Below are 18826 nucleotides of genomic sequence, written 5' to 3'. Positions count from 1 at the left end.
GCACTGGCCGTCTCACAAATACGCCCGATTTGTCTCATTATGTGGGCTCGGTCACTATTGACGTTTATTTGCGGGAGAGTGACTGCGACCTGTGGGATCTGACATATCATGCCCGCGTGCCGATGAATTCCGCCCGCATTCGCGCGTCGACTCGATCGGTGGACCCTGCGGACGCCAACGACTTCTGGCGTGTCGTCACGCGTCCGTTCTTCGTCACCGAGCCGATAGGCGCCGACACGCCCCTCCAAGGCTCGATCTCCGCCCTGCCTATCGGGACCTCGCTGATCGGTGAAACGACCTTCAACGCGCAGAAGTACCACCGCAGCAAAGTTGTGATCGCCGAGAGCGGACTCGACGATCAGTACATGATCCAGGTCGTCCTCGGCGGACAGGTCAGTGGTGACGCCGACGGAGTGGATTTTGTCGCCCGCCCTGGGGACATCGCGTTCTTCGACCTCGGGCGAACCTGGACTGCTGACGTCGAAACCGAGGCGACCGGACGCACCATCACACTCCTGGCGCCGAGCTCCCTCGTCGAAGCGGAGTCGAAGGGTCGTTCTCTACACGGGACGGTACTGCGCGGAGTTCCTGCCGTCGTGCTCGCTCAGTGCATGCAATCGGTCGTACTCGCGCTACCGCATCTCGATCCCGATGCTGCGGCCGGCTACGAGGACGTCGTCGCTTCCCTCCTGCGTGTCAGTTTGGGTATCGCCGAACCTGATCTGTCGCCGCGACCCGATCACTCGCTCCGCGATCGTGCGTACGCCTACATCGCCGAGCATCTCTCGGAGACCTGGCTCGGACCGACGAGCATGTGCGCAGCATTGTCGGTCTCCCGAGCACAGCTCTACCGCGCATTCGCATCCGACGGCGGAATCGCTCTTGTCATACGGCGCAAGCGTCTCGAACTCGTCTACCGCGAGTTGACCAGAGCCGAGATGCCGAACGAAACGATCGACGCGTTGGCCCTGCGATGTGGCTTCACCTCGAAATCCCAATTGGCGCGCGCGTTCAAAAACTTCTACGGGATGACACCGAGCCAAGCCCGTACCGACGGCAGGCGCACGATCGGGGACCCGTCGATCGCACGGCTGCACCGTCGACTCGCGTTCTTCAGCCCCTGAATCCGAAATACTCCACAGCCTCGGGATCGCGCCTGTGTTCTAGTTGTTCCATGAGCTGGGTCGACAAGGAACTGAGTCTGGCTGCGCTCACAGGCGCGGTCACAGGTGTTGCCTTGATGATCCCGATAGTCGGCGATGGAGCCTGGTCCTGGGTAGGACTGTTCATACCCGCTTTCATCGGAGCGCTGGTCGGGCTGATTGTTGGCTCGAGCGCTGTTGCAGGCGGGCGCTGCGCCCTGAGAACAAGCCACACATGGCCGGCGCGCACAGTCTGCTGCTGGAAGCATCGGTTCGCTGCGTGCTCGGCCTTGGCGGTGACATTGTTGGTAATCGGAGTGTTCATGGCGGCCGTCACCGCTTCAGGTGCCCCGGTGCGAGATGCCGCAGGGTTCCCGACGTCCTTGATCGTACTGGCGGTCATCGCCGCAGTTACGTACGTGTTCTCCTACCTGCTCGCCCCCGCCCAGGCCTCCCAGACCCCGTAAGAACCTCTGCTTCATCACGATTCGGCCTCCGAACCGCGGTGGAGATCAATAACTCCTTGCCAGGCAGCGAGCTCAGATCACTTCAGCTGGAAATGAACCGGAGAACAAACTGCTCGATGCCTTCCGAAATGACTTTGGTCAGCGCAGTGAAGTCGTTCGACCAACGTTGAATATCCAAGCTGCTCATTACTTTCCTCCGGTCTACGACCCGGTGCCTGTGACCGCACAACGTATGCGAGGCATCGGTCGTGCATTAGAACTATCTGCGAAAATGCGGTTTCCGTTACCGCTGGACCGACCGAACAGCGACGCAGGTTCACTCGAACCTGATATTGCAAATTCGTCGAACGGTTGCAACAACGCCGAGGAGAGTTCGAGCGAAAAGCACTATCCACCAAAAGTATTAGCTTGAAAGAACTACGATTCACTCGATCCCTGGACACACGACACTCGACGCGGCGACTTGCGATAGGGGCGAGTTGGCAGGCAACAACCGGGACAAAGCCATCCGACGATCATGCACGAAATACGGCCACGCCACTCCAGGAATTATTCGAAGTCTCCCAAGGGATCGGCTCTGCTCACTCACTTCGCTGATTTCGCCTGGCGACGATGGCGAAGTTCAAAGGGATCCGCGGAGAGTGGCTCGGCAGAGTCCATCCGTTGGCGCATGGAACGAGTTCGGGGAAGGCCGGCCAGTCCATGTAGGGAAGTTCCGAAACTGATTCGATATGAAGACCCACATCCAGCAAGGAACCAATGACCCTCGCCTAAGTCGTGGCGCCATTCGTGGTTGGCGGTGTGCGCTATCTGTCCGTCGGAGTTCCCGGTATAGGTCGCCGAGTCTTCGTACGATCGCATGCCGCCTCCGGAGAGGTAGTCGTCGGTGATCATCCACGGCTCGAATGCCATTGCGCCGGGGATCGGATGATCGTCCCGGATCTGAAACACCCCACCCGGCTCGAGGAGGTCGTGGATCGACTGGGCCCAGGTGGCGAGTTCCGGCAACCAGACGATTGTCCCGGCGCTGGTGACGATCGTGTCGAAACGTCGGTCGATCAGCGTCGAGGCGAATCGCGCATCACCTTCCACCCAGGTGATCTCGCGGTCGTCGGCCTTCGCGATACGCGCTGCGTGGCGCAGAGAGTTGGGCGAAAGATCGAGCCCGTGCACCTCCACCGCACCAAGGCGCGCCCAGGAAATGGTGTCGATACCAATGTGACACTGCAAGTGCAGGAGCGAGCGATCCCGCACTCCCGACGCCGGCAGATGCGTAGACAGACTCGACAGATCGTTCTGCACGACTCTGGAAATGGCCGCTCTGTCGGCGAGAAACCCTCCGACGTCATACATTTCGGAGCGCACATGCACCTCGGCGCGATCGTCCCAATTCGACCGGTTGCCGGCGATGGCTTCTGCCACGTGCTTCGCTTGGCCCTCGTGCACCATTGACCCTCCGCCATCGACTTGAAGTGTCTTTTTAACACGTCTGTGTTCGTGTTCGCGTTCCAGTTTTCGAAGGGCTGTGGTTTTCGAATCAGACGGTCACTTCTTCGGCAGGTTTCCCCTCGTGGCTCGCCGCGCCGAAGACGGCTACGGCGACGGCGCCCGCGATCGCTCCGACGAATCCGACGATGGCAAGCCATTCCAGGCCCGGTCGCGACGCATCGCCGAGCACCACGACGCCGACGATTCCCGGAACGACCGTCTCGCCGACAACCAGTGCCGCTGTCGCTCCGTTGACGGATCCCAGTTGCAACGCCACCGTGTGCAGATAGAAACCACCCAGGCCCGAGACGAGGATTGCCCAGCCGGCCGGATCGCGGAGCATCGTGCCGATTTCGAACGGATCGATCCCGTAGACCACGCGTACGGCAATGGCCAGAAAGCCGAACAGCACACCCGAGATCAACCCGGCGACAACTGCTGCGCGTGAGCCCAACCATCGGATCAAACCGATACCGATCGACAAGATCAACGCCGAGCCCACCAGGACACCCCAGTGGACGACGTCGTTGGAACTCCCGCCGCCCGCGTGACCCGAAGACAAACCGAGCAGCAGGAGCGATCCGATCACCGCGGCGATCGCGAACCAGTCGCGACGATGCAACTGGATGCCCAGGACCACGGTCCCCAGCACTGCCGTGATGACGAGATTGGCACTGACCACTGTCTGCGACAAGAACAGTGGAATGAGCCGCGCGGAGATGGCACTACCGGCGAATCCGACCGCATCGAGCACGGTGCCCAAGATGAACGACGCCGTCAGCGCGGCGGCGAACGTCGAACGCAAGGTCGGGCCACCCGTCGCCGTCACGTGTCCGGCCTCGCCTCGCTGCTCGGCGGCCGCTGCCGACTTGCGCGCGCCGTACGCCTGCAACACCGACGCAACGCCGTATCCGACGCACGCCACGATCGCGGCAAGCAGTCCGATCAGCATCGAAATTCCACACGAAGTTCATGGGCAATGGTCATAGAGGTAGACCCTGCCCTATTTGCCCAGGCCTGACATCACCCTCAGGTATTCGAACAAGTGCTACCCGAGAAGTACACCGACCGACCCTGACCGGTACCTGGGGACACCCCGACCCCTAGTGGAATTGCTTGAGAGCCCTGATCTTGTTCATGACGTCGAGCGCCGCCACCTTGTACGCCTCGGACAGTGTCGGATAGTTGAAGACGGCGTCGACAAGGTATTCGACGGTCCCGCCGCACCCCATCACCGCTTGGCCGATATGCACGAGATCCGTTGCACCCGAGCCGAAGATATGAACGCCGAGCAGCTTCAGGTCATCCGTCGACACCAGGATCTTGAGCATCCCGTAGGTGTCGCCGGCGATCTGCCCGCGCGCGAGTTCACGGTATCGGGAAACCCCGACCTCGTACGGCACCGATTCCTTGGTCAGATCGACCTCGGTGGCGCCTACGTACGACACCTCGGGAATCGAGTAGATGCCGATCGGCTGCAGATCCATCAGCTTCGCGCCTGGTTCGTCGAAGGCGTGGTAGGCCGCGAGTCGACCTTGATCCATCGACGTCGCCGCCAACGCCGGGAAGCCGATGACGTCACCGACGGCGTAGATGTGTTCGACCTTGGTGCGGAAATTGTCGTCGACGTAGATACGGCCACGTTCGTCGGCTTCGAGCCCGGCGTTCTCCAGCGCGAGTGGCACTGTGAGGCCTTGCCGTCCCGCCGAGTACATCACGGTCTCGGCGGGAATCTGCTTGCCGCTGCGCAGCGTCGTCAGCGTTCCGTTCGCCCCGACGTCGACGGCCGTCACTTCTTCACCGAATCGGAAAGTGACCGCCAGATCGCGTAAATGGAACCGAGGCGATTCGATGACCTCGGGGTCACAGAAGTCCAGCATCGACGTTCTCTTCTCGACGACGGTGACCTTGGTGCCGAGTGCCGCGAACATCGACGCGTACTCGATACCGATCACTCCCGCGCCCACCACGACCATGGTGGTCGGGATGGAGGTCAGATCGAGGATTCCGTCGGAGTCGAGCACCCGGTGACTGTCGAAGGACACCCCCGCCGGGCGGGCAGGCAACGTTCCGGTCGCGATCACAACGAATTTTGCCGTGATTGTCATCTTGTCTCCGCGCGAGGCGTCCTCGACGAGGATGGTGTGCTCGTCGACGAACGAGCCGACCCCTACCAGCAATTCGACGCGGTTACGCAGGAGCTGAGATCGCACGACTTCGATTTCTTTGGTGATGACATGCTGGGTTCGCGCCAGCAGGTCGGCCGGAGTGATGTTCTCCTTGACGCGGTAACTCGCGCCGTACAGTTCGCGTTGGTTCATCCCGGTGAGGTAGAGAACCGCCTCGCGCAACGTCTTCGACGGAATGGTGCCGGTGTTGACGCACACTCCCCCGAGCATGTTGCCCTTCTCGACCATCGCTACCCGTTTACCCAGCTTGGCCGCCGCGATGGCAGCCTTCTGACCACCCGGGCCGGAGCCGATCACAACCAGGTCGTATTCCATCGGATCAGTCATCGCTTACAAATACCGTCTGCATACGACCGGCGGATGCCGAGCATGTCAATACTCGGTGAACAATCCGCGCGCCGAACGGGCACGACGGCTGTACACGAACCCTGTTGCAATTAAAAGAGATACAGTCAAACCCTTACGAAAATTGCTACACACAAACATATTCCGACATTCGCATGCGCACATTCTTCGCCGTCCGACGGAGTTCACAACGGTCTGTTGAAATTTGTTTCACCCCAGAGTGATTGATCGATCAACTGACAGGTGACCAGGGCAGTAAACCGGATGTCCAGTATTCGAATTGTCCGAAATAACGAGCAGAATGTTCCTCGTCACATCCCGGACCGAAGCAGTTGCGCGGAGCCTCAGGTCGCGTTCTACTTGCCTTGACTAATCATCTGTCACTCTCGGTTACAAACATCCGCCCCGTTCACGATCCCCACCTTTCGCCATCTCGAGAGATCAGGTTTCCCAATGGAATTCACGGAACTTGCCGACTATCCCCTACCTCCTGGGACCGTCACCGAGTGGACTCCTGCCGCAGTGAATCCGTCCGAGCTGTGGCCTGTCGACCAGCGTCCCGCCAGCTACATACACGAAGCACACTTGAAACATGCCGAGCAGGCGAAACGGCAGGCGCACCATCACAACGACGGATGCACTCCGTCGTGGCTGGGTACCTCGTTTCGCATCCACGACCGACTCGACCGAAGGATCTGGGCGGCCACTCTCGATCACTGGATCGATCGCCACGAAGTGCTCCGGACACGAGTCGCCATGGAGGGCGAAGCGATAGTCCGACGCACCGCGGGTCCCGGAGACGTCCGAATTCTGGGCAACGAAGTCGGACATCTTGCGTCCTCGATGTCCGTCTTCACGCATCTACAGCAACTGCTCGACCGGTCGACCGATCCACTTGTCTGGCCTGCGTACCAGTTCGCGACAATTGAAGGTCCCAACCATTTCACCGTGGTTTTTGCCGCTGATCACGCTCTGCTGGACGGATATTCGGTGGCGTTGACCGCGCACGAACTGCAGACGATCTACCGTTCGGCGAGCGAGGGAAGCCCTCCCTCGCCGCCGGAGACCGGAAGCTACATCGACTTCGGCACCAGGGAACGAGATCTCGTGGGACACGCGGACTGCTCTCACCCGGCTGTGCAGACGTGGCGCGAGTTCTACGCGCAGGGCGAGGCTCCGCTCTTTCCAGCGCTGCCCGAACCGGTCGCCGGACGCCGAGTCCCTCAGCAGAGCCTGTCCGCCTGGCTTCTGAGCGCCCGGGGAGCCGAACGCCTGGCAGAAGCGAGCAAGCGCAGCAACCAAGGATTCCTGGCCGCGATACTCGCGTGCGCGGCCAAGGTGACCGGCGATCTCACCGGTGCAGACGAATTCCGCGTCGTGGTGCCGCAACACACCCGTTCGGAGCTTCGATGGGCCGCGTCGCTGGGATGGTTCATCGGTGTTGTGCCGGTGAGGATTCCGATTGCCCCCGCAGCAACCGTGAGCGATCTGGCCAAGGTTGCCGGCACGGAGATGCGACGCGTCCGTCCCGCAGCGGCCCTGCCGTATTCGAAAGTGTGCGAGCTGATCGACTCCCCGCAGCACCTGCCGTTCGTGCTCTCGTACATGGACGTTCGTCACGTTCCTGGTGCCGAGCAATGGACGAGCTGGCAGACCAGAGGCCTTCGTAGTCGCGATCATTCGGGAACCGACGTCTACATCTGGCTCACACGGACTCCCGAAGGGCTCAATCTGGCCATACGCCACCCAGGCAACGCGCGCACAAGCCGCCACATCCATCAGTTCGCGGGACTCCTACGCCGCGAAATGGAGGACTTTGCCTTCTCGACCGACACATGCACACCTCCGACCAACACCGCTGTACCGATCAATACCGCTGCACCGATCGAGGAGAACTCTCATGGAAATGACACCCATCGATCTCTGGGCACCGAAAGCCGGGACGCTCACCGAGTTCAGGCCTACTGAGCAGTCCCTGACGGCAGCATCTCGAGCACCACTGAGCGACCAACCTCTCTCGTTCCTACAAGAGGGACACATTCGTACCGCCGATCACAAGCGCGCACAAGGCGTCGACTGGTCACCGTGGATCGGATTCACGTTCACTCTGCCCGGTGATCTCGATCGGGAGGCACTGCGTCGGGCGGTCCAGGCGTTTGTCTTGCGGCACAACACTCTTCACAGTTGGTTCGAGGTGAGACCATCCGAAGATCCTGGCGGTAGCGGGGCCATCGACCGTCACGTGGTGGATGAATCGACGATCGAACTCGCGCCGCACAGCGTCGGTTCCCTGAACACGACCGATGCGGTTCGCGAGCATGTCAGCCGAAGTTTCGCAGGCGATACCAGCCCACTGCAATGGCCTTCGTTCACCAGTGGCGCCGTCGAGCACGGCACCGGCGCCGGTTTCACCATCTACTACGGCGTCGATCACTCGCACACCGACGGCCTGTCGCTGATGCTGGGCGTCGAAGAACTTCGTGCGCTGTACATCGCCGAAAGCGCCGGCATCGACGCTCAACTTCCCTCTCCCGGTAGCTACGTCGAGTACAGCGGCGAAGAACGGGCAGCGGCGAAGAACCTCGACCTAGCCGCAGAACCTGTGCAGCAATGGATTTCGATTCTCGCCGCCAACGCCGGACAACTCCCGAAGTTCCCCCTCGACCTCGGCGTCGCGCAGGGCGAACAGACCCGGTCGACCCGCACACATATCGACGTTCTCGACAGCGACGAGTCAGCCGCGTTCGCAGCGCTGTGCAAGTCCAATGGCGTCGGATTCTCCACGGGGATCTTCGCAGCCCTCGCCCTCACCGAGATCGAAGTTGCTGACAGAGCGAACTACTTCGCGCTCAACGCAGTCGGTACTCGTTCCGATCCGAGATACCTGTTTTCTCAAGGCTGGTTCATCAATCTCGTCCCGGTCTCGTTCACGCTGAGTGGTGTCACCACCTTCACCGATGCACTCCCCCTTGCTCACGCTGCTCGCGCAGCCGTGAAGGGACTCGCGGACGTGTCCATTCACTCGGTGATCGCCCAGGTGTCGAAGTTGACCGGATCCGACATCGGCGGAACCTCGGTCCCGCCGATGGTGTCGTACATCGACATGCGCCTGATTCCAGGTGCCGAGCACCACGACGAACTCGAAGCGCGCGCACTCGGTGGGCCAGGAACGACGGGTGATCTGTCGATGTGGATCAACCGGAAGGAAGACCGTACGTACGTGATGGTCAGTTTTCCCGATACCGAGCAAGCGCACACATCGGTGGATCGGTACCTTCGACACCTCCGCAACGTCCTGAGAACGGTCGCCGATACCGGCGACTACCGTGTCGTTCGTCAGGCGGATGCACGTCAGGAAGTGGAGACCGCCTGATGCACATCACCTTTCTCGACAGGTTCGAGGCACGGCCGGGCCGCATCCTGCAGTGGACGCCGAGCGAAATCTCCACCGGATCGACATATCCGGTTCCTCCGACCTCGAATCAGCAGCTGCATCTTGCCGGGAGCCGCGGCGATACGACTTGGCTCGCTGCCACTTTCGACGTTCCCGGCCCGATCGACACGGACGCACTCCGAGCCAGCTTCGAGGAATGGACGTCCCGTCACGACGCCCTGTCGTGCTCGTTCTCCCAGGCCGAAGAAGCGGATGAATCCTCGGCGCTGTCCGTCGACGTCGCCGATGTCGTCGATCTGCGCCTCCGTGAGGAAACAGTGGCGGACGCGCGAACGCCGGAACAGGTGCGAGAACTCTTGGGCGAGCGCTTGGATCGATGGTGCAATCCTTTTGCGTTTCCCGCCTACTTTCTCGGGGCCATCACCCGCGAGGACCAGTCGACAGTGATCTGCGGATTCGACCATGCCATCTGCGACGGCTGGTCCATGAGCATCGCAATTACCGAGATCAGCACTCTGTATCGTGAATACACGCGGGCGGACCGTAATCCGATCGCGTCAGATCTCTTGCCCGAGCCCGGGAGTTTCCTCAACTACTGCTTCCGTGAATCGGCAACCGCGGATCCAGAGCCCGGCGACCACCGCATTTCGGGGTGGCGGTCTTTCCTTCGATCTTGCGGGGGTGACACTCCCCATTTTCCCGTAGATCTGGGGCTGCCCGCCGGGACCATGTCGCCCCAGGGCACAGACACCCGAATGCTCCTCGACGCCGACGAAGCAGAGCTGTTCGACCAGAACTGCGCCGATCATCGACACTCGTCGTTCGGTGCGATTCTTGCGTCGATCGGTTTGGCCACAACACAATTGACCGACAAGAGAGACACACGCCTTCTGTTCCCTGTTCACACGCGTCGGGAACCGCGGCACAACCACACCTTCGGCTGGCTGGTGGCCAATGCACCCATCACCGTGACGAGCATGGATGATCTTCACAGCACTGCTCGGGCAGTCAATCTCGCTTTCCACGAGGCACTTTCACTGTCGTCCGTGTCGTCGAGACAAGTGTTGAGGAGCTTGGGGCCCGAGGTTTCGCCCACTCGCCGAGACATCTTCTCGGTGTCCTACGCCGACTACCGGACCATGCCCGGTGGATCTCGCCCCCGCGAATCACGGCCCGGCGACTCACAACCTGCGCCGATCAATCCGCAGCAACTCAGTCGCGTGTCGAGCGCCGACGACGTTCAGTTCTGGTTTTCGCGCACCAACGACGGGCTGGCAGTGCGCACCCGATTTCCGGCACCCGCGGCCCAGGCAGTGCTTACCTTCCTCGAGTGCGTATCCGAGATTCTGTCGACGCCGTAGCCAGACGGCTGTGCATCCGCAGATCTATTTGACACTTCTTTGTTGTGCACAACTTAACTGTGCGCTACAGTTGTTCTCGTGACCAACCCACTCGCTCTCGAACGCCAGGTCTGCTTCGCCCTCTATTCGGCGTCGCGGGCCACTACGGCCGCGTACCGGGCAATGCTCGACGACCTGGGAATCACGTATCCCCAGTACCTCGTCCTGTTGACACTCTGGGAACGAGACGGCCGGGGCGTGCGTGAGATCTGTGAGGCACTCGATCTCGATACCGGAACCCTGTCGCCGCTGCTCAAGAGGCTGGAGGGTCTGGGATTCATCGAACGCCGACGCCTCACCACGGACGAGCGTCGCGTCGAGATTCACCTGACCGAGGCGGGTTCCACCTTGCGCAGCAAGGCCGAGGACATCCCGGCCAAGCTCGCAGGCGCCACTGGTCTGAGTAACGACGAACTCACAGAACTTCGAGACGTTCTCACTCGTCTCGGTGAGTCACTTCAAGCATCCAATGCCCACTCCGACGGAAAGAAGAAGTCATGAACATCGTCTACACCGCAGAAGCACTTGCCACCGGCGAAGGCCGCAACGGTCACGCTCGCACTTCGGACGGACGCCTCGATCTCGGCCTCGCCATTCCCAAGGAAATGGGTGGCAGTGGCGAAGGCACCAACCCCGAGCAGCTCTTTGCCGCCGGATACGCAGCATGCTTCCACTCCGCTCTGCAGATGGTCGCCCGCGCCGAGAAGGCCAACGTGGCTGATTCCGCAGTCGGCGCGCGGGTCGGCATCGGCCCAAACGGTGCAGGAGGCTTCGGACTCGCTGTGACGCTGGAGGTTTCACTCCCCCATCTGCCCCATGATCAGGCCGTCGAGTTGACGGAGAAGGCGCACCAGGTGTGCCCGTACTCCAATGCAACTCGCGGCAACATCGAGGTCACCCTCGAAGTAAGTAAGGACGACGAATGAGCACCACCACTGTCAGCCGGGAAATCCGTCTCGCTTCACGCCCGAACGGTTGGCCCACCTCGGAGAACTTCGCCACCGCCGAAGTAGAACTCCCCGAACTCGAAGACGGCCAGATCCTGGTCCGCAACATCGCCATCTCCGTCGACCCGTACATGCGCGGCCGAATGAACGACGTGAAGTCCTACCTTCCGCCGTTCCAGGTCGGTGCGCCGCTCGACGGTGGTGCTGTCGGCGAGGTCGTCGAATCCAAGTCGGCTGATCGCGCTGTGGGCGACGTTGTCGTCCACGGCCTCGGATGGCGTGAATACGCCATCCTCGACGGATCCGCAGTGACTCCGGCCGACACGTCCATCGCGCCGGCGACGGCCTACCTGGGTGCCCTCGGCATGACTGGCCTCACCGCGTATGCCGGCCTCACTGCGGTTGCGGAGTTCAAGGAAGGCGATACCGTATTCGTCTCCGGCGCAGCCGGTGCCGTCGGATCGCTCGTCGGTCAGATCGCCAAGTTGCTCGGAGCGAAGCGAGTAATCGGTAGCGCCGGTTCACCGGCGAAGGTTGCCCGACTTCTCGAACTCGGATTCGATGCGGCATTCGACTACCACGACGGCCCGATCACCGAACTGCTCGCCGCTGCCGCCCCTGACGGCATCGACGTGTACTTCGACAACGTCGGTGGCGAGCATCTCGAAGCCGCCATCGATGCCATGAACCAGGGTGGCCGGATTGCCCTGTGCGGAGCCATCGCTCAGTACAACACCACCGAGAAGCCCACCGCTCCCCACAACCTGGCACTGGTGATCGGCAAGCAGCTCACACTGCGCGGATTCCTTGTGGGCGGCTACCGTCACCTCGGTGGCGAATTCCGCACCCACATGGCAGGGTGGCTCGCCGACAACAAGATTGAGTGGGACGAGACCATCGTCGAAGGCCTGGAGAATGCACCGCAAGCGTTCATCGACCTGATGCGCGGCGCGAACACCGGCAAGATGGTTGTCACGCTGTAACCCGAACAACATCTGGCTCGAACGAATATCAAGGTGGCCGCGAACTTCTCGAAGTTCGCGGCCACCTTCATATCTGAATCAGATCCCGAACGAGACTCCGGTCAACTTCTCCGACAGCGTCCACAAGCCCGAGGCTGTCTTCGAATCGTGTGACTTCTTGTTCGACCCCACGACCTTCGGATAACCTCGCTGCTCGAACGGACCGTCCGGTCCGATGTAACTGCCGCCGAAAGCATCCGGCGCAGTGGCCGCCCACAGTTCGGGAAGCGCACCCATCTCCGCGGACTGCGCGAAGATCGAATTGCCGATTCCCATCAGCTTGTCCTGGATCGACTCGGTGTGACCCTGCAGGTTCGTCGACGCGTATCCCGGATGCGAAGCAAGCGCTTTGAGCGAAGATCCCGAGGCCGCAAGCCTGCGTTGAAGTTCGTACGTGAACAACAAATTGGCAAGCTTGGACTGCCCGTAGGCCAACCAGCGGTTGTACTTCCGACGCTCGAAATTGAGATCGTCCAGATCGACAGTTCCGAGCTGATGCAGGGCACTGGACATCGTCACGACACGGTCGGTGAGCTTGTCCTTCAGCAATCCGGTCAACGCGAAGTGCCCGAGATGGTTTGTGCCGATCTGCATTTCGAATCCGTCGACAGTCCGGCGAAACGGAACCGCCATCACGCCGGCGTTGTTCACCAGGACGTCGACCTTCTCCGTTGCGTCGGCAAAGGCTCGTACCGACGACAGATCCGAGAGGTCCAATTTACGGACAACCGCGTTGGGTCCGATCTCGGCGGCTACGGCGTCGGCCTTCGTGGTGTCACGACAGGCGAGGACGACGTCGGCCCCGGCTTTGCCAAGCGCCCGTGCGACTACCTCACCCAGTCCGCTGTTCGCCCCCGTGACGACAAATGTGCGGCCGGTCTGATCGACTACGTCTTCTGCGGTCCATTTGGTCATGCATTCCAGCGTACGTGCCTTACCCGCCGGTAGGGAGGGGTCGCTTTTCTGTCATCGCTTGCGTTTGGCGCGGATCGGCTTTGCACCCGGCAGCGGCGGTGCTGCAGCCACCCTGGGCGACGGGGGCGCAGTCACTCCGGGTGTCGGCGACGATTCATCTTCCTTCTGCTCCGCCGCGATCCGGCCGTAGACCAAATGCTGTTGTCCCAGCGTCCAGCAGTTGTTACTCACGAAATACAGCAGGATCGCCACGGGCGCGAAAGCACCGAAAGCGATCACACCCACCGGAAACACCCACAATGCGAGCTTGTTCATGATCGCTGTTTGAGGGTTGACGGTTCCGGTGTCCACTTGGCGCGCGATGGACGCCCGCGACGTGAAATGTGTAGCGACGGCGGCGAAGATCATCAGCGGTACGGCAACCAGAATGATGGAGATACGGCTGACGTCGCCGAACGCTTCCAGTTGCGCTGCCGGACTCGAAATCATGGCGGACAACGGCGCGCCGAACAGTTTGGCGTCGAGAAACGACTGCACGTCCGAGGCACTGAAGAAGTAGTTGGCCGTATTCGCGTTGTCCGCCACCGACATCGGTTCGGTCGGGCTCAGAAACGGGACGTGCGATGCCGCTCCAGTCCGATTGAACGATCGCAGGACGTGATAAAGGCCGATGAACACCGGTGCCTGAACGAGCATCGGCAGACAGCCGAGCAACGGACTGTAGTTGTGTTCCTTCTGCAGCTTGGCCATCTCGACAGTGAGTTTCTGCCGATCACCCGAATACTTCTTCTGCAACGCCTTGATCTGAGGTTGCAGCTTCTGCATCACCAGTTGGGTGCGGACCTGCTTGACGAAGGGTTTGAACAGCAAAGCCTTGAGCGTGAAGACCAGAAATACGACCGACAACGCCCATACGACGCCGTTGTCGGGTGATCCGGAGATCAGTGAAAAGACCTTGTGCCAGAACCAGAGGATTCCGGACACGGGGTAGTAGACAAAATCGAGCATGACGAATGAACCTCACCGAGAGGCACGCTCACCGGAGATGAGAGCGCGGGAATGGTCGTGGACGCAAGACGTCTGACCGACCTACGACGAGTTCACTCCCGCCGACGGCCGATCTACAGACCGATTCCCGGAGCTCGAGGCTGTGGACGGCCGGGCGCGTCCGGGCTGCTCTGCCTGCGGAAAGCGCCACGCAGGCAGCGTTCGTCATCAGAGGGGCCAGTGGCCGAAACCGCGCACAGCTGCAGAAGTTCGTACTTCGACGACGTTGCGAGGGCTGCGACCACGAAGACGGCAATCGCAGTTCCCAGCACCGCGGCGCTACCCGACGATCCAAGCGGAGGCACGGCGAGAAGAGCGATGAACGGCAGCAGAATCAGCAACAGTGACCGTGTCACCGTTCCCGTGCTCCGCTGTTGCATGACTGCGAGAGTACAGAACATCTGCCGAGTCCAGCTAGACGCTTGCCTCACGTACTTGTTCGCGCAGCCATTTGTGTGCTGGATCGTGGTCCAGCCGACCGTGCCACTGTTGGTGGATGGTGACGGCCGGTAGTTCGGTCGGCACCGCAAACCAGGCGACATCGAGGCGAGCGGCAAAGTATCGGGCAAGCCTTTCCGGCACCAGTGCAACGAGATCGCTGTCGGCCGCCATGAGCGCCGCCGCAACGGGCGAGGCAACCACCGCGATCACCCGCCGGCGCATTCCGACTGCGGACAACGCGTCGTCGATCGGTCCGTGTGTCCGGCCACGTCTGGATGTCGAGACATGTGGATGCTCACACAACTGCGCGAATGTCGGCTGAGCCGTGCGGGCCAACGGCGACGACTTCGATACCAAGCCCACATGACCCTCTCGGTAGAGAATCTCACTGCACACATCAGAGGACGGCAACGGATCAGCGCCGATATCGAGATCGATCGAACCGTTCCGCAGCGAGTCGACGTCCTCGTTTCCCTCTCCGACACAACGGATTACAGCGTTCGGCGCTTCCGCCGCGAAACGCCTGACCAGAGCCGGGGTGAGGCTGGCCGCCGTGCCCTCGTTGATTCGGATCACGAAAGTCCGCTCGAGCTCTGCTGGTTCGAAGTTCTTGCGGTCGATCAACAGGCCTTGCGCCCCTTCCAGGAGCGATCGGACCTGAGGTGCTGCACGCAACGCAAAGGGCGTCGGTACCAACCCACGCCCGGCACGAACAAAGATCGGGTCATCCATCGCACGCCGGAGACGCCCCAAAGCCCTACTGGTTGCCGGTATCGACAAGTTCAATCGCTCGGCCGCGCCGGTGACACTGCCCTCCGCCACCAGAGCGTCGAACACTCTCAAAAGATTGAGGTCCATATCCATCGCCATAGTTGCACCATACGCAACTATACACTGCAATCTTTGCAGTAGACGCACGTTACCGAGATCCCTACTGTCGTTTCAGTAGCCGAATTGGCTGTCGATCAACAACTCCCGCAATAGAACAAATTTCCGCAAAGAGGTGCGTCTTGTCCACAAATACTTCGATACCGACGGAGAGTCGGGCGAACTCGGACGCGCGACAAGGATTGGTGCTCGCAACGTTGTGCGCGGTCACCGTCCTCGTTATTGCGTTCGTCGCTGCCATCAACCTGGCAGTTCCGCTCCTGACGTCCGGGTCTCTGCATCCTTCCTCGACGCAGCTTCTATGGATCGTCGATTCCTACGTCACGGTCTTCGCCTGTCTGGTGATCCCCTGCGGGGCACTCGGTGATCGCTTCGGACGCAAAGGGGTGCTGACCATCGGGTTGATCCTCTTCGCAGCAGGCGCCGCCGTGTCCGCGAGTTCCCCCACAGTGGCGGTGATGCTGATCGGCCGCTGCGTCACCGGAGTCGGAGCCGCCTGTGTTCTGTCGAACAGCCTCGCAATCCTCATGCACGCGACTCCCCCACAGAAGCGTCCTCGCGCAATTGCCATTTGGGCATCGTCGACCGGATTCGGCGGCGTGGCAGGGAATGTCGGTGGTGGCGCGCTTCTGCAGACCGGGTCCTGGCGCTGGTTGTTCGTCGCCGTCGTACCCATCGCGTTGGCAGGTGCTGCCGCAGTCGCCTATCTCGCTCCTCGCACCCCTCGAAATCACCGCGGTCTCGACCCTGTCGGAACCGTCTTGCTGACGGCGGCGACGTTCGGGTTGCTGGTCGGTGTCATCGAAGGACCCGAAAGTGGTTGGGGCAGCATCACGGTGATCTCAGCATTCGTCGCGTCGGCGGCGCTTTATGCGGCATGGATCATCGTCGAGCTCCGCGTCGAGCAACCCTTGCTGGATCCGCGGTTGTTCCGCCTTCCTCTGCTTCGCGCGGGATGCCTGGGAATGACCGTCGCGTTCTTCGGTCTGTTCGCACTGTTCTACGTCAACGCTTCATTTCTGCAGTATGCCAAGGGTTTCAGCGTTCTCACCACCGGCCTGGCGGTGATACCGCTGACCATTCCACTGCTGTTCGGTGCTCGCTTCGTGCCGCTGATCTCGGCTCGTCTGGGTTCCACCATCACCGTGGCGGCAGCGTTCGCGTTCATCGGGGTCGGCATGTTCGGGCTGTCGACCAGCACAGCCCACACTCCCTATTTCGCCTACGCGTTGTGGCTCGTCGTCATCGGCATCGGCGCGGCAGCCGCGCTCCCCGTATTGACTCACGACATCGCGGACTCGCTGCCCCTCGAACAGGCAGGCGTCGGTTCAGGACTGCAGGCGACGGCACGAGAATTCGGCAGCGCCTTGGGCGTCGCCGTCATCGGCACCATCTTGACCAGCCGTTTCATCAGCGCATTGCCCGACTCGATGCGCGATGGAGACGGCGCCGCGCCACGCACGGTCGCAGACGGACTCGAGATGGCCGACACTCCCCTCGCTCACGACGCCGTCCTGAGTGCCTTCACCACCGGCGCGGACAGCGCCGTGCGCGTCATCGCGGTCATCACCCTGATCGCCGGCTGCCTGGTCACTGCGCAATCCGCGTGGTCGAACAGAACGCGAACGAAGGAGACAGAACAGGCGCACTGACAGCGCGTCCGGCCAGTGATTCCGTCAGCACCTGGCCGAACAATTCCGCATCGTCGATAAGCCAATTGTGATTGCCAGGAACCTCGCGAACCTCGGGATCACCCAAGGCGGCGCAGACAGCATGAAAACTCGTTCGCGGAATCACATGATCATCAGCTCCCCACAACACGACAACAGGCATCGCGCGGACTGCGATCTCTTCGAGTGCATCGATGAGATCCGCAGTCCGCGCGAGGTTGCCCGTTTGCCACACTCCACGGGCGTTGCGAAGCGCGTTGAACGCGAACTCGTCGAGTCGAAACTGCGGGATTCTGCGAGCGTGTACCGACTCGGCAGCCTCGACCATCGCCGACCCACACCAGTTCCACCACGGACGTTCACGAATCGGGCGCTCCTGACCACCAGCACTCGACCACACGCCACCACCAACCGAGTTCACCAGAACCAAGCGCGAGACTCGCGTGGGGAAGTCCCGCGCCACTGCTGTCGCTACACCGCCGCCGAACGAATGCCCGACGACGGTCACCGGACCGGTAACTCCGGCCGCGTCGAGAAACCGCGTCACTCACGCCGCATAACCTTCGAAGTTGCGATCGGCTCGGTCTAGTTCAGCCGTACCGCCAAGTCCCGGAAGCGCAGGCGCAATCACCCTGGATCCCCGGTGAACGACGGCAGCAAGCGCAGATCCATAGGCGCGAGGGGACAACCCCCAACCGTGCAGAAACAGCACTGTCTCGCCGTGCCCACCGACGCCGAAGTCGACAGGTCGAGAATCGACCACGGCGGTGCGCCACTCGATGAATGCATCGGTTCGACTTGCGGAGACAATCATGATCAAATCCCAGTTCAGGTGAGGTTTTTCTCCGGGTGAAGTATCGAACTCGATGTTGCCGCGCACGCACCGGCGCGGCGACGACCGTAGTACCTGCATCGGTACCTACTTCTTTCTTCTGCCACTTCGCGAGACGTCACGATTGCCGACACGCCACTCGAAAACAGGTATGCATCCCGTCCAACTGACCGGCGCGAACACGTCGAGGCGAAACCAGGCTGTGTGTCACAAGCCGAAGCCCGATCACGCCCAGCCGGATACCTGCTTCGGGACGCACCGACGCGAAGGCAACACGAGAAATGTCGCACCACCGATTCACCAGCCCCAGCACGACGAAGAACGCACTCGGAAGGGCGCTTGTCATCGGCGCTCTTTCACTGACAACCCTTGCCGTCAGTATCGACACCGCGAACGCTCAGGCCCCCTTGCTTCCGGACTGGAACACCGCCGGAGTTTCCGTCGTCACGAATCCGGCGAAAGTGTCAGCTTTCGCTTCCTCGGATGGAGGCCGCGCATTGGCAGCCGCAGAGTCCAAGATCGGCGCACCGTACGTCTGGGGCGCGACCGGACCGGACTCGTTCGACTGCTCCGGCCTCGTTCAATGGCTCTTCGCGCTTGAGCGGGGTGCCCGGTAGTTGATGGGGCTCGTGGCCCCGA

At 61.4% G+C, this 18826-nt stretch carries 17 protein-coding genes and 2 pseudogenes; 10 read left to right on the top strand and 9 right to left on the bottom strand.

Features of this window, described 5'->3' with window-relative positions:
* The first annotated feature begins 122 nt into the window (after positions 1 to 122).
* Together H7C86_RS31710 and H7C86_RS31705 are read left to right on the top strand one after the other, a co-directional pair.
* On the top strand, positions 123 to 1124 hold the full coding sequence (locus H7C86_RS31710) for a helix-turn-helix domain-containing protein (RefSeq protein ID WP_259349357.1): 1002 nt from the start codon (positions 123 to 125) through the stop codon (positions 1122 to 1124).
* A gap of 50 nt (positions 1125 to 1174) precedes the next feature.
* The gene (locus H7C86_RS31705; RefSeq protein WP_041815197.1) at positions 1175 to 1609 is read left to right on the top strand and encodes a hypothetical protein; all 435 of its coding nucleotides are present in this window, start codon (positions 1175 to 1177) and stop codon (positions 1607 to 1609) included.
* A gap of 581 nt (positions 1610 to 2190) precedes the next feature.
* Here the strand turns inward: H7C86_RS31705 and H7C86_RS31700 are convergent.
* The 3 genes and pseudogenes from H7C86_RS31700 to sthA all read right to left on the bottom strand — a co-directional run bounded on the left by H7C86_RS31700 (position 2191) and on the right by sthA (position 5613).
* A pseudogene (locus H7C86_RS31700) lies at positions 2191 to 3058 on the bottom strand (class I SAM-dependent methyltransferase).
* A gap of 88 nt (positions 3059 to 3146) precedes the next feature.
* Positions 3147 to 4049: a hypothetical protein gene (locus H7C86_RS31695; RefSeq protein WP_182262954.1), complete on the bottom strand. Its 903-nt coding sequence runs from the start codon at positions 4047 to 4049 to the stop codon at positions 3147 to 3149.
* A 151-nt stretch (positions 4050 to 4200) separates the two neighbouring features.
* Positions 4201 to 5613, bottom strand: coding sequence for a Si-specific NAD(P)(+) transhydrogenase (sthA, locus tag H7C86_RS31690; protein ID WP_182262953.1), 1413 nt, complete (start codon positions 5611 to 5613; stop codon positions 4201 to 4203).
* 471 nt (positions 5614 to 6084) lie between these two features.
* Here sthA and H7C86_RS31685 point away from each other — a divergent pair, with 471 nt between their 5' ends.
* The 6 genes from H7C86_RS31685 (at position 6085) to H7C86_RS31660 (ending at position 12355) form a co-directional block, all read left to right on the top strand.
* Positions 6085 to 7599, top strand: coding sequence for a condensation domain-containing protein (locus H7C86_RS31685; protein WP_182262952.1), 1515 nt, complete (start codon positions 6085 to 6087; stop codon positions 7597 to 7599).
* Positions 7532 to 9004 (top strand): condensation domain-containing protein, encoded by a 1473-nt coding sequence (locus H7C86_RS31680; protein ID WP_182262951.1) that lies wholly within the window; start codon positions 7532 to 7534, stop codon positions 9002 to 9004. Before H7C86_RS31685 ends, H7C86_RS31680 begins: the two co-directional genes overlap by 68 nt.
* Positions 9004 to 10386 (top strand): condensation domain-containing protein, encoded by a 1383-nt coding sequence (locus H7C86_RS31675; protein ID WP_182262950.1) that lies wholly within the window; start codon positions 9004 to 9006, stop codon positions 10384 to 10386. The genes H7C86_RS31680 and H7C86_RS31675 overlap by 1 nt, the downstream gene beginning before the upstream one ends.
* Before the next feature lie 78 nt (positions 10387 to 10464).
* The gene (locus H7C86_RS31670; RefSeq protein ID WP_003940568.1) at positions 10465 to 10926 is read left to right on the top strand and encodes a MarR family winged helix-turn-helix transcriptional regulator; all 462 of its coding nucleotides are present in this window, start codon (positions 10465 to 10467) and stop codon (positions 10924 to 10926) included.
* Positions 10923 to 11351: an organic hydroperoxide resistance protein gene (locus H7C86_RS31665; RefSeq protein WP_003939720.1), complete on the top strand. Its 429-nt coding sequence runs from the start codon at positions 10923 to 10925 to the stop codon at positions 11349 to 11351. The genes H7C86_RS31670 and H7C86_RS31665 overlap by 4 nt, the downstream gene beginning before the upstream one ends.
* A complete protein-coding gene (locus tag H7C86_RS31660) occupies positions 11348 to 12355 on the top strand; it encodes an NADP-dependent oxidoreductase (protein WP_182262949.1) in 1008 nt (335 codons plus the stop codon). The genes H7C86_RS31665 and H7C86_RS31660 overlap by 4 nt, the downstream gene beginning before the upstream one ends.
* Positions 12356 to 12433: 78 nt before the next feature.
* Here H7C86_RS31660 and H7C86_RS31655 read toward each other — a convergent pair whose 3' ends face one another.
* From H7C86_RS31655 to H7C86_RS31640, 4 genes are all read right to left on the bottom strand, one after another.
* The gene (locus H7C86_RS31655; RefSeq protein ID WP_020970568.1) at positions 12434 to 13309 is read right to left on the bottom strand and encodes an oxidoreductase; all 876 of its coding nucleotides are present in this window, start codon (positions 13307 to 13309) and stop codon (positions 12434 to 12436) included.
* A gap of 51 nt (positions 13310 to 13360) precedes the next feature.
* Positions 13361 to 14317, bottom strand: coding sequence for a membrane protein insertase YidC (yidC, locus tag H7C86_RS31650; RefSeq protein WP_046379116.1), 957 nt, complete (start codon positions 14315 to 14317; stop codon positions 13361 to 13363).
* Between the two features lie 113 nt (positions 14318 to 14430).
* Positions 14431 to 14736, bottom strand: coding sequence for a DUF6412 domain-containing protein (locus H7C86_RS31645; RefSeq protein WP_259349355.1), 306 nt, complete (start codon positions 14734 to 14736; stop codon positions 14431 to 14433).
* A 34-nt stretch (positions 14737 to 14770) separates the two neighbouring features.
* Positions 14771 to 15667 carry a LysR family transcriptional regulator gene (locus H7C86_RS31640; RefSeq protein WP_182262947.1) on the bottom strand — a complete coding sequence of 299 codons (897 nt, stop codon included), beginning with the start codon at positions 15665 to 15667 and terminating at the stop codon, positions 14771 to 14773.
* 203 nt (positions 15668 to 15870) lie between these two features.
* On the opposite strand from H7C86_RS31640, the gene H7C86_RS31635 reads away from it, so the two are divergent.
* Positions 15871 to 17337 (top strand): MFS transporter, encoded by a 1467-nt coding sequence (locus tag H7C86_RS31635; RefSeq protein ID WP_259349354.1) that lies wholly within the window; start codon positions 15871 to 15873, stop codon positions 17335 to 17337.
* Here the strand turns inward: H7C86_RS31635 and H7C86_RS31630 are convergent.
* Both H7C86_RS31630 and H7C86_RS31625 read right to left on the bottom strand, forming a co-directional pair.
* Entirely contained in the window at positions 17276 to 17902 is a 627-nt protein-coding gene (locus H7C86_RS31630) for an alpha/beta fold hydrolase (protein WP_182262946.1), read from the bottom strand. The two genes, H7C86_RS31635 and H7C86_RS31630, sit on opposite strands and share 62 nt — an antisense overlap.
* Positions 17903 to 18169, bottom strand: a complete 267-nt coding sequence (locus H7C86_RS31625; RefSeq protein WP_182262945.1) for an alpha/beta fold hydrolase — start codon at positions 18167 to 18169, stop codon at positions 17903 to 17905.
* Positions 18170 to 18468: 299 nt separating this feature from the next.
* On the opposite strand from H7C86_RS31625, the pseudogene H7C86_RS31620 reads away from it, so the two are divergent.
* A pseudogene (locus H7C86_RS31620) lies at positions 18469 to 18783 on the top strand (C40 family peptidase); the annotation flags it as partial.
* Between the last annotated feature and the right edge of the window lie 43 nt (positions 18784 to 18826).

This window comes from Rhodococcus sp. UFZ-B548 (assembly GCF_903819475.1).
Taxonomy (GTDB): Bacteria; Actinomycetota; Actinomycetes; order Mycobacteriales; family Mycobacteriaceae; genus Rhodococcus_F; species Rhodococcus_F erythropolis.
The sequence above is the reverse complement of the archived record's forward strand: the minus strand, read 5'-3'. Positions and strand labels throughout refer to the sequence as shown.

Bases quoted from the DNA above. Each gene is read 5' to 3' on its own strand.
- H7C86_RS31685 (WP_182262952.1), top strand. From the start codon at position 6,085: ATGGAATTCACGGAACTTGCCGACTATCCCCTACCTCCTGGGACCGTC.
- sthA (WP_182262953.1), bottom strand. From the start codon at position 5,613: ATGACTGATCCGATGGAATACGACCTGGTTGTGATCGGCTCCGGCCCG.
- H7C86_RS31705 (WP_041815197.1), top strand. From the start codon at position 1,175: ATGAGCTGGGTCGACAAGGAACTGAGTCTGGCTGCGCTCACAGGCGCG.
- H7C86_RS31625 (WP_182262945.1), bottom strand. From the start codon at position 18,169: ATGATTGTCTCCGCAAGTCGAACCGATGCATTCATCGAGTGGCGCACC.
- H7C86_RS31695 (WP_182262954.1), bottom strand. From the start codon at position 4,049: ATGCTGATCGGACTGCTTGCCGCGATCGTGGCGTGCGTCGGATACGGC.
- H7C86_RS31680 (WP_182262951.1), top strand. From the start codon at position 7,532: ATGGAAATGACACCCATCGATCTCTGGGCACCGAAAGCCGGGACGCTC.
- H7C86_RS31640 (WP_182262947.1), bottom strand. From the start codon at position 15,667: ATGGCGATGGATATGGACCTCAATCTTTTGAGAGTGTTCGACGCTCTG.
- yidC (WP_046379116.1), bottom strand. From the start codon at position 14,317: ATGCTCGATTTTGTCTACTACCCCGTGTCCGGAATCCTCTGGTTCTGG.
- H7C86_RS31645 (WP_259349355.1), bottom strand. From the start codon at position 14,736: ATGCAACAGCGGAGCACGGGAACGGTGACACGGTCACTGTTGCTGATT.
- H7C86_RS31710 (WP_259349357.1), top strand. From the start codon at position 123: ATGAATTCCGCCCGCATTCGCGCGTCGACTCGATCGGTGGACCCTGCG.
- H7C86_RS31675 (WP_182262950.1), top strand. From the start codon at position 9,004: ATGCACATCACCTTTCTCGACAGGTTCGAGGCACGGCCGGGCCGCATC.
- H7C86_RS31655 (WP_020970568.1), bottom strand. From the start codon at position 13,309: ATGACCAAATGGACCGCAGAAGACGTAGTCGATCAGACCGGCCGCACA.
- H7C86_RS31665 (WP_003939720.1), top strand. From the start codon at position 10,923: ATGAACATCGTCTACACCGCAGAAGCACTTGCCACCGGCGAAGGCCGC.
- H7C86_RS31660 (WP_182262949.1), top strand. From the start codon at position 11,348: ATGAGCACCACCACTGTCAGCCGGGAAATCCGTCTCGCTTCACGCCCG.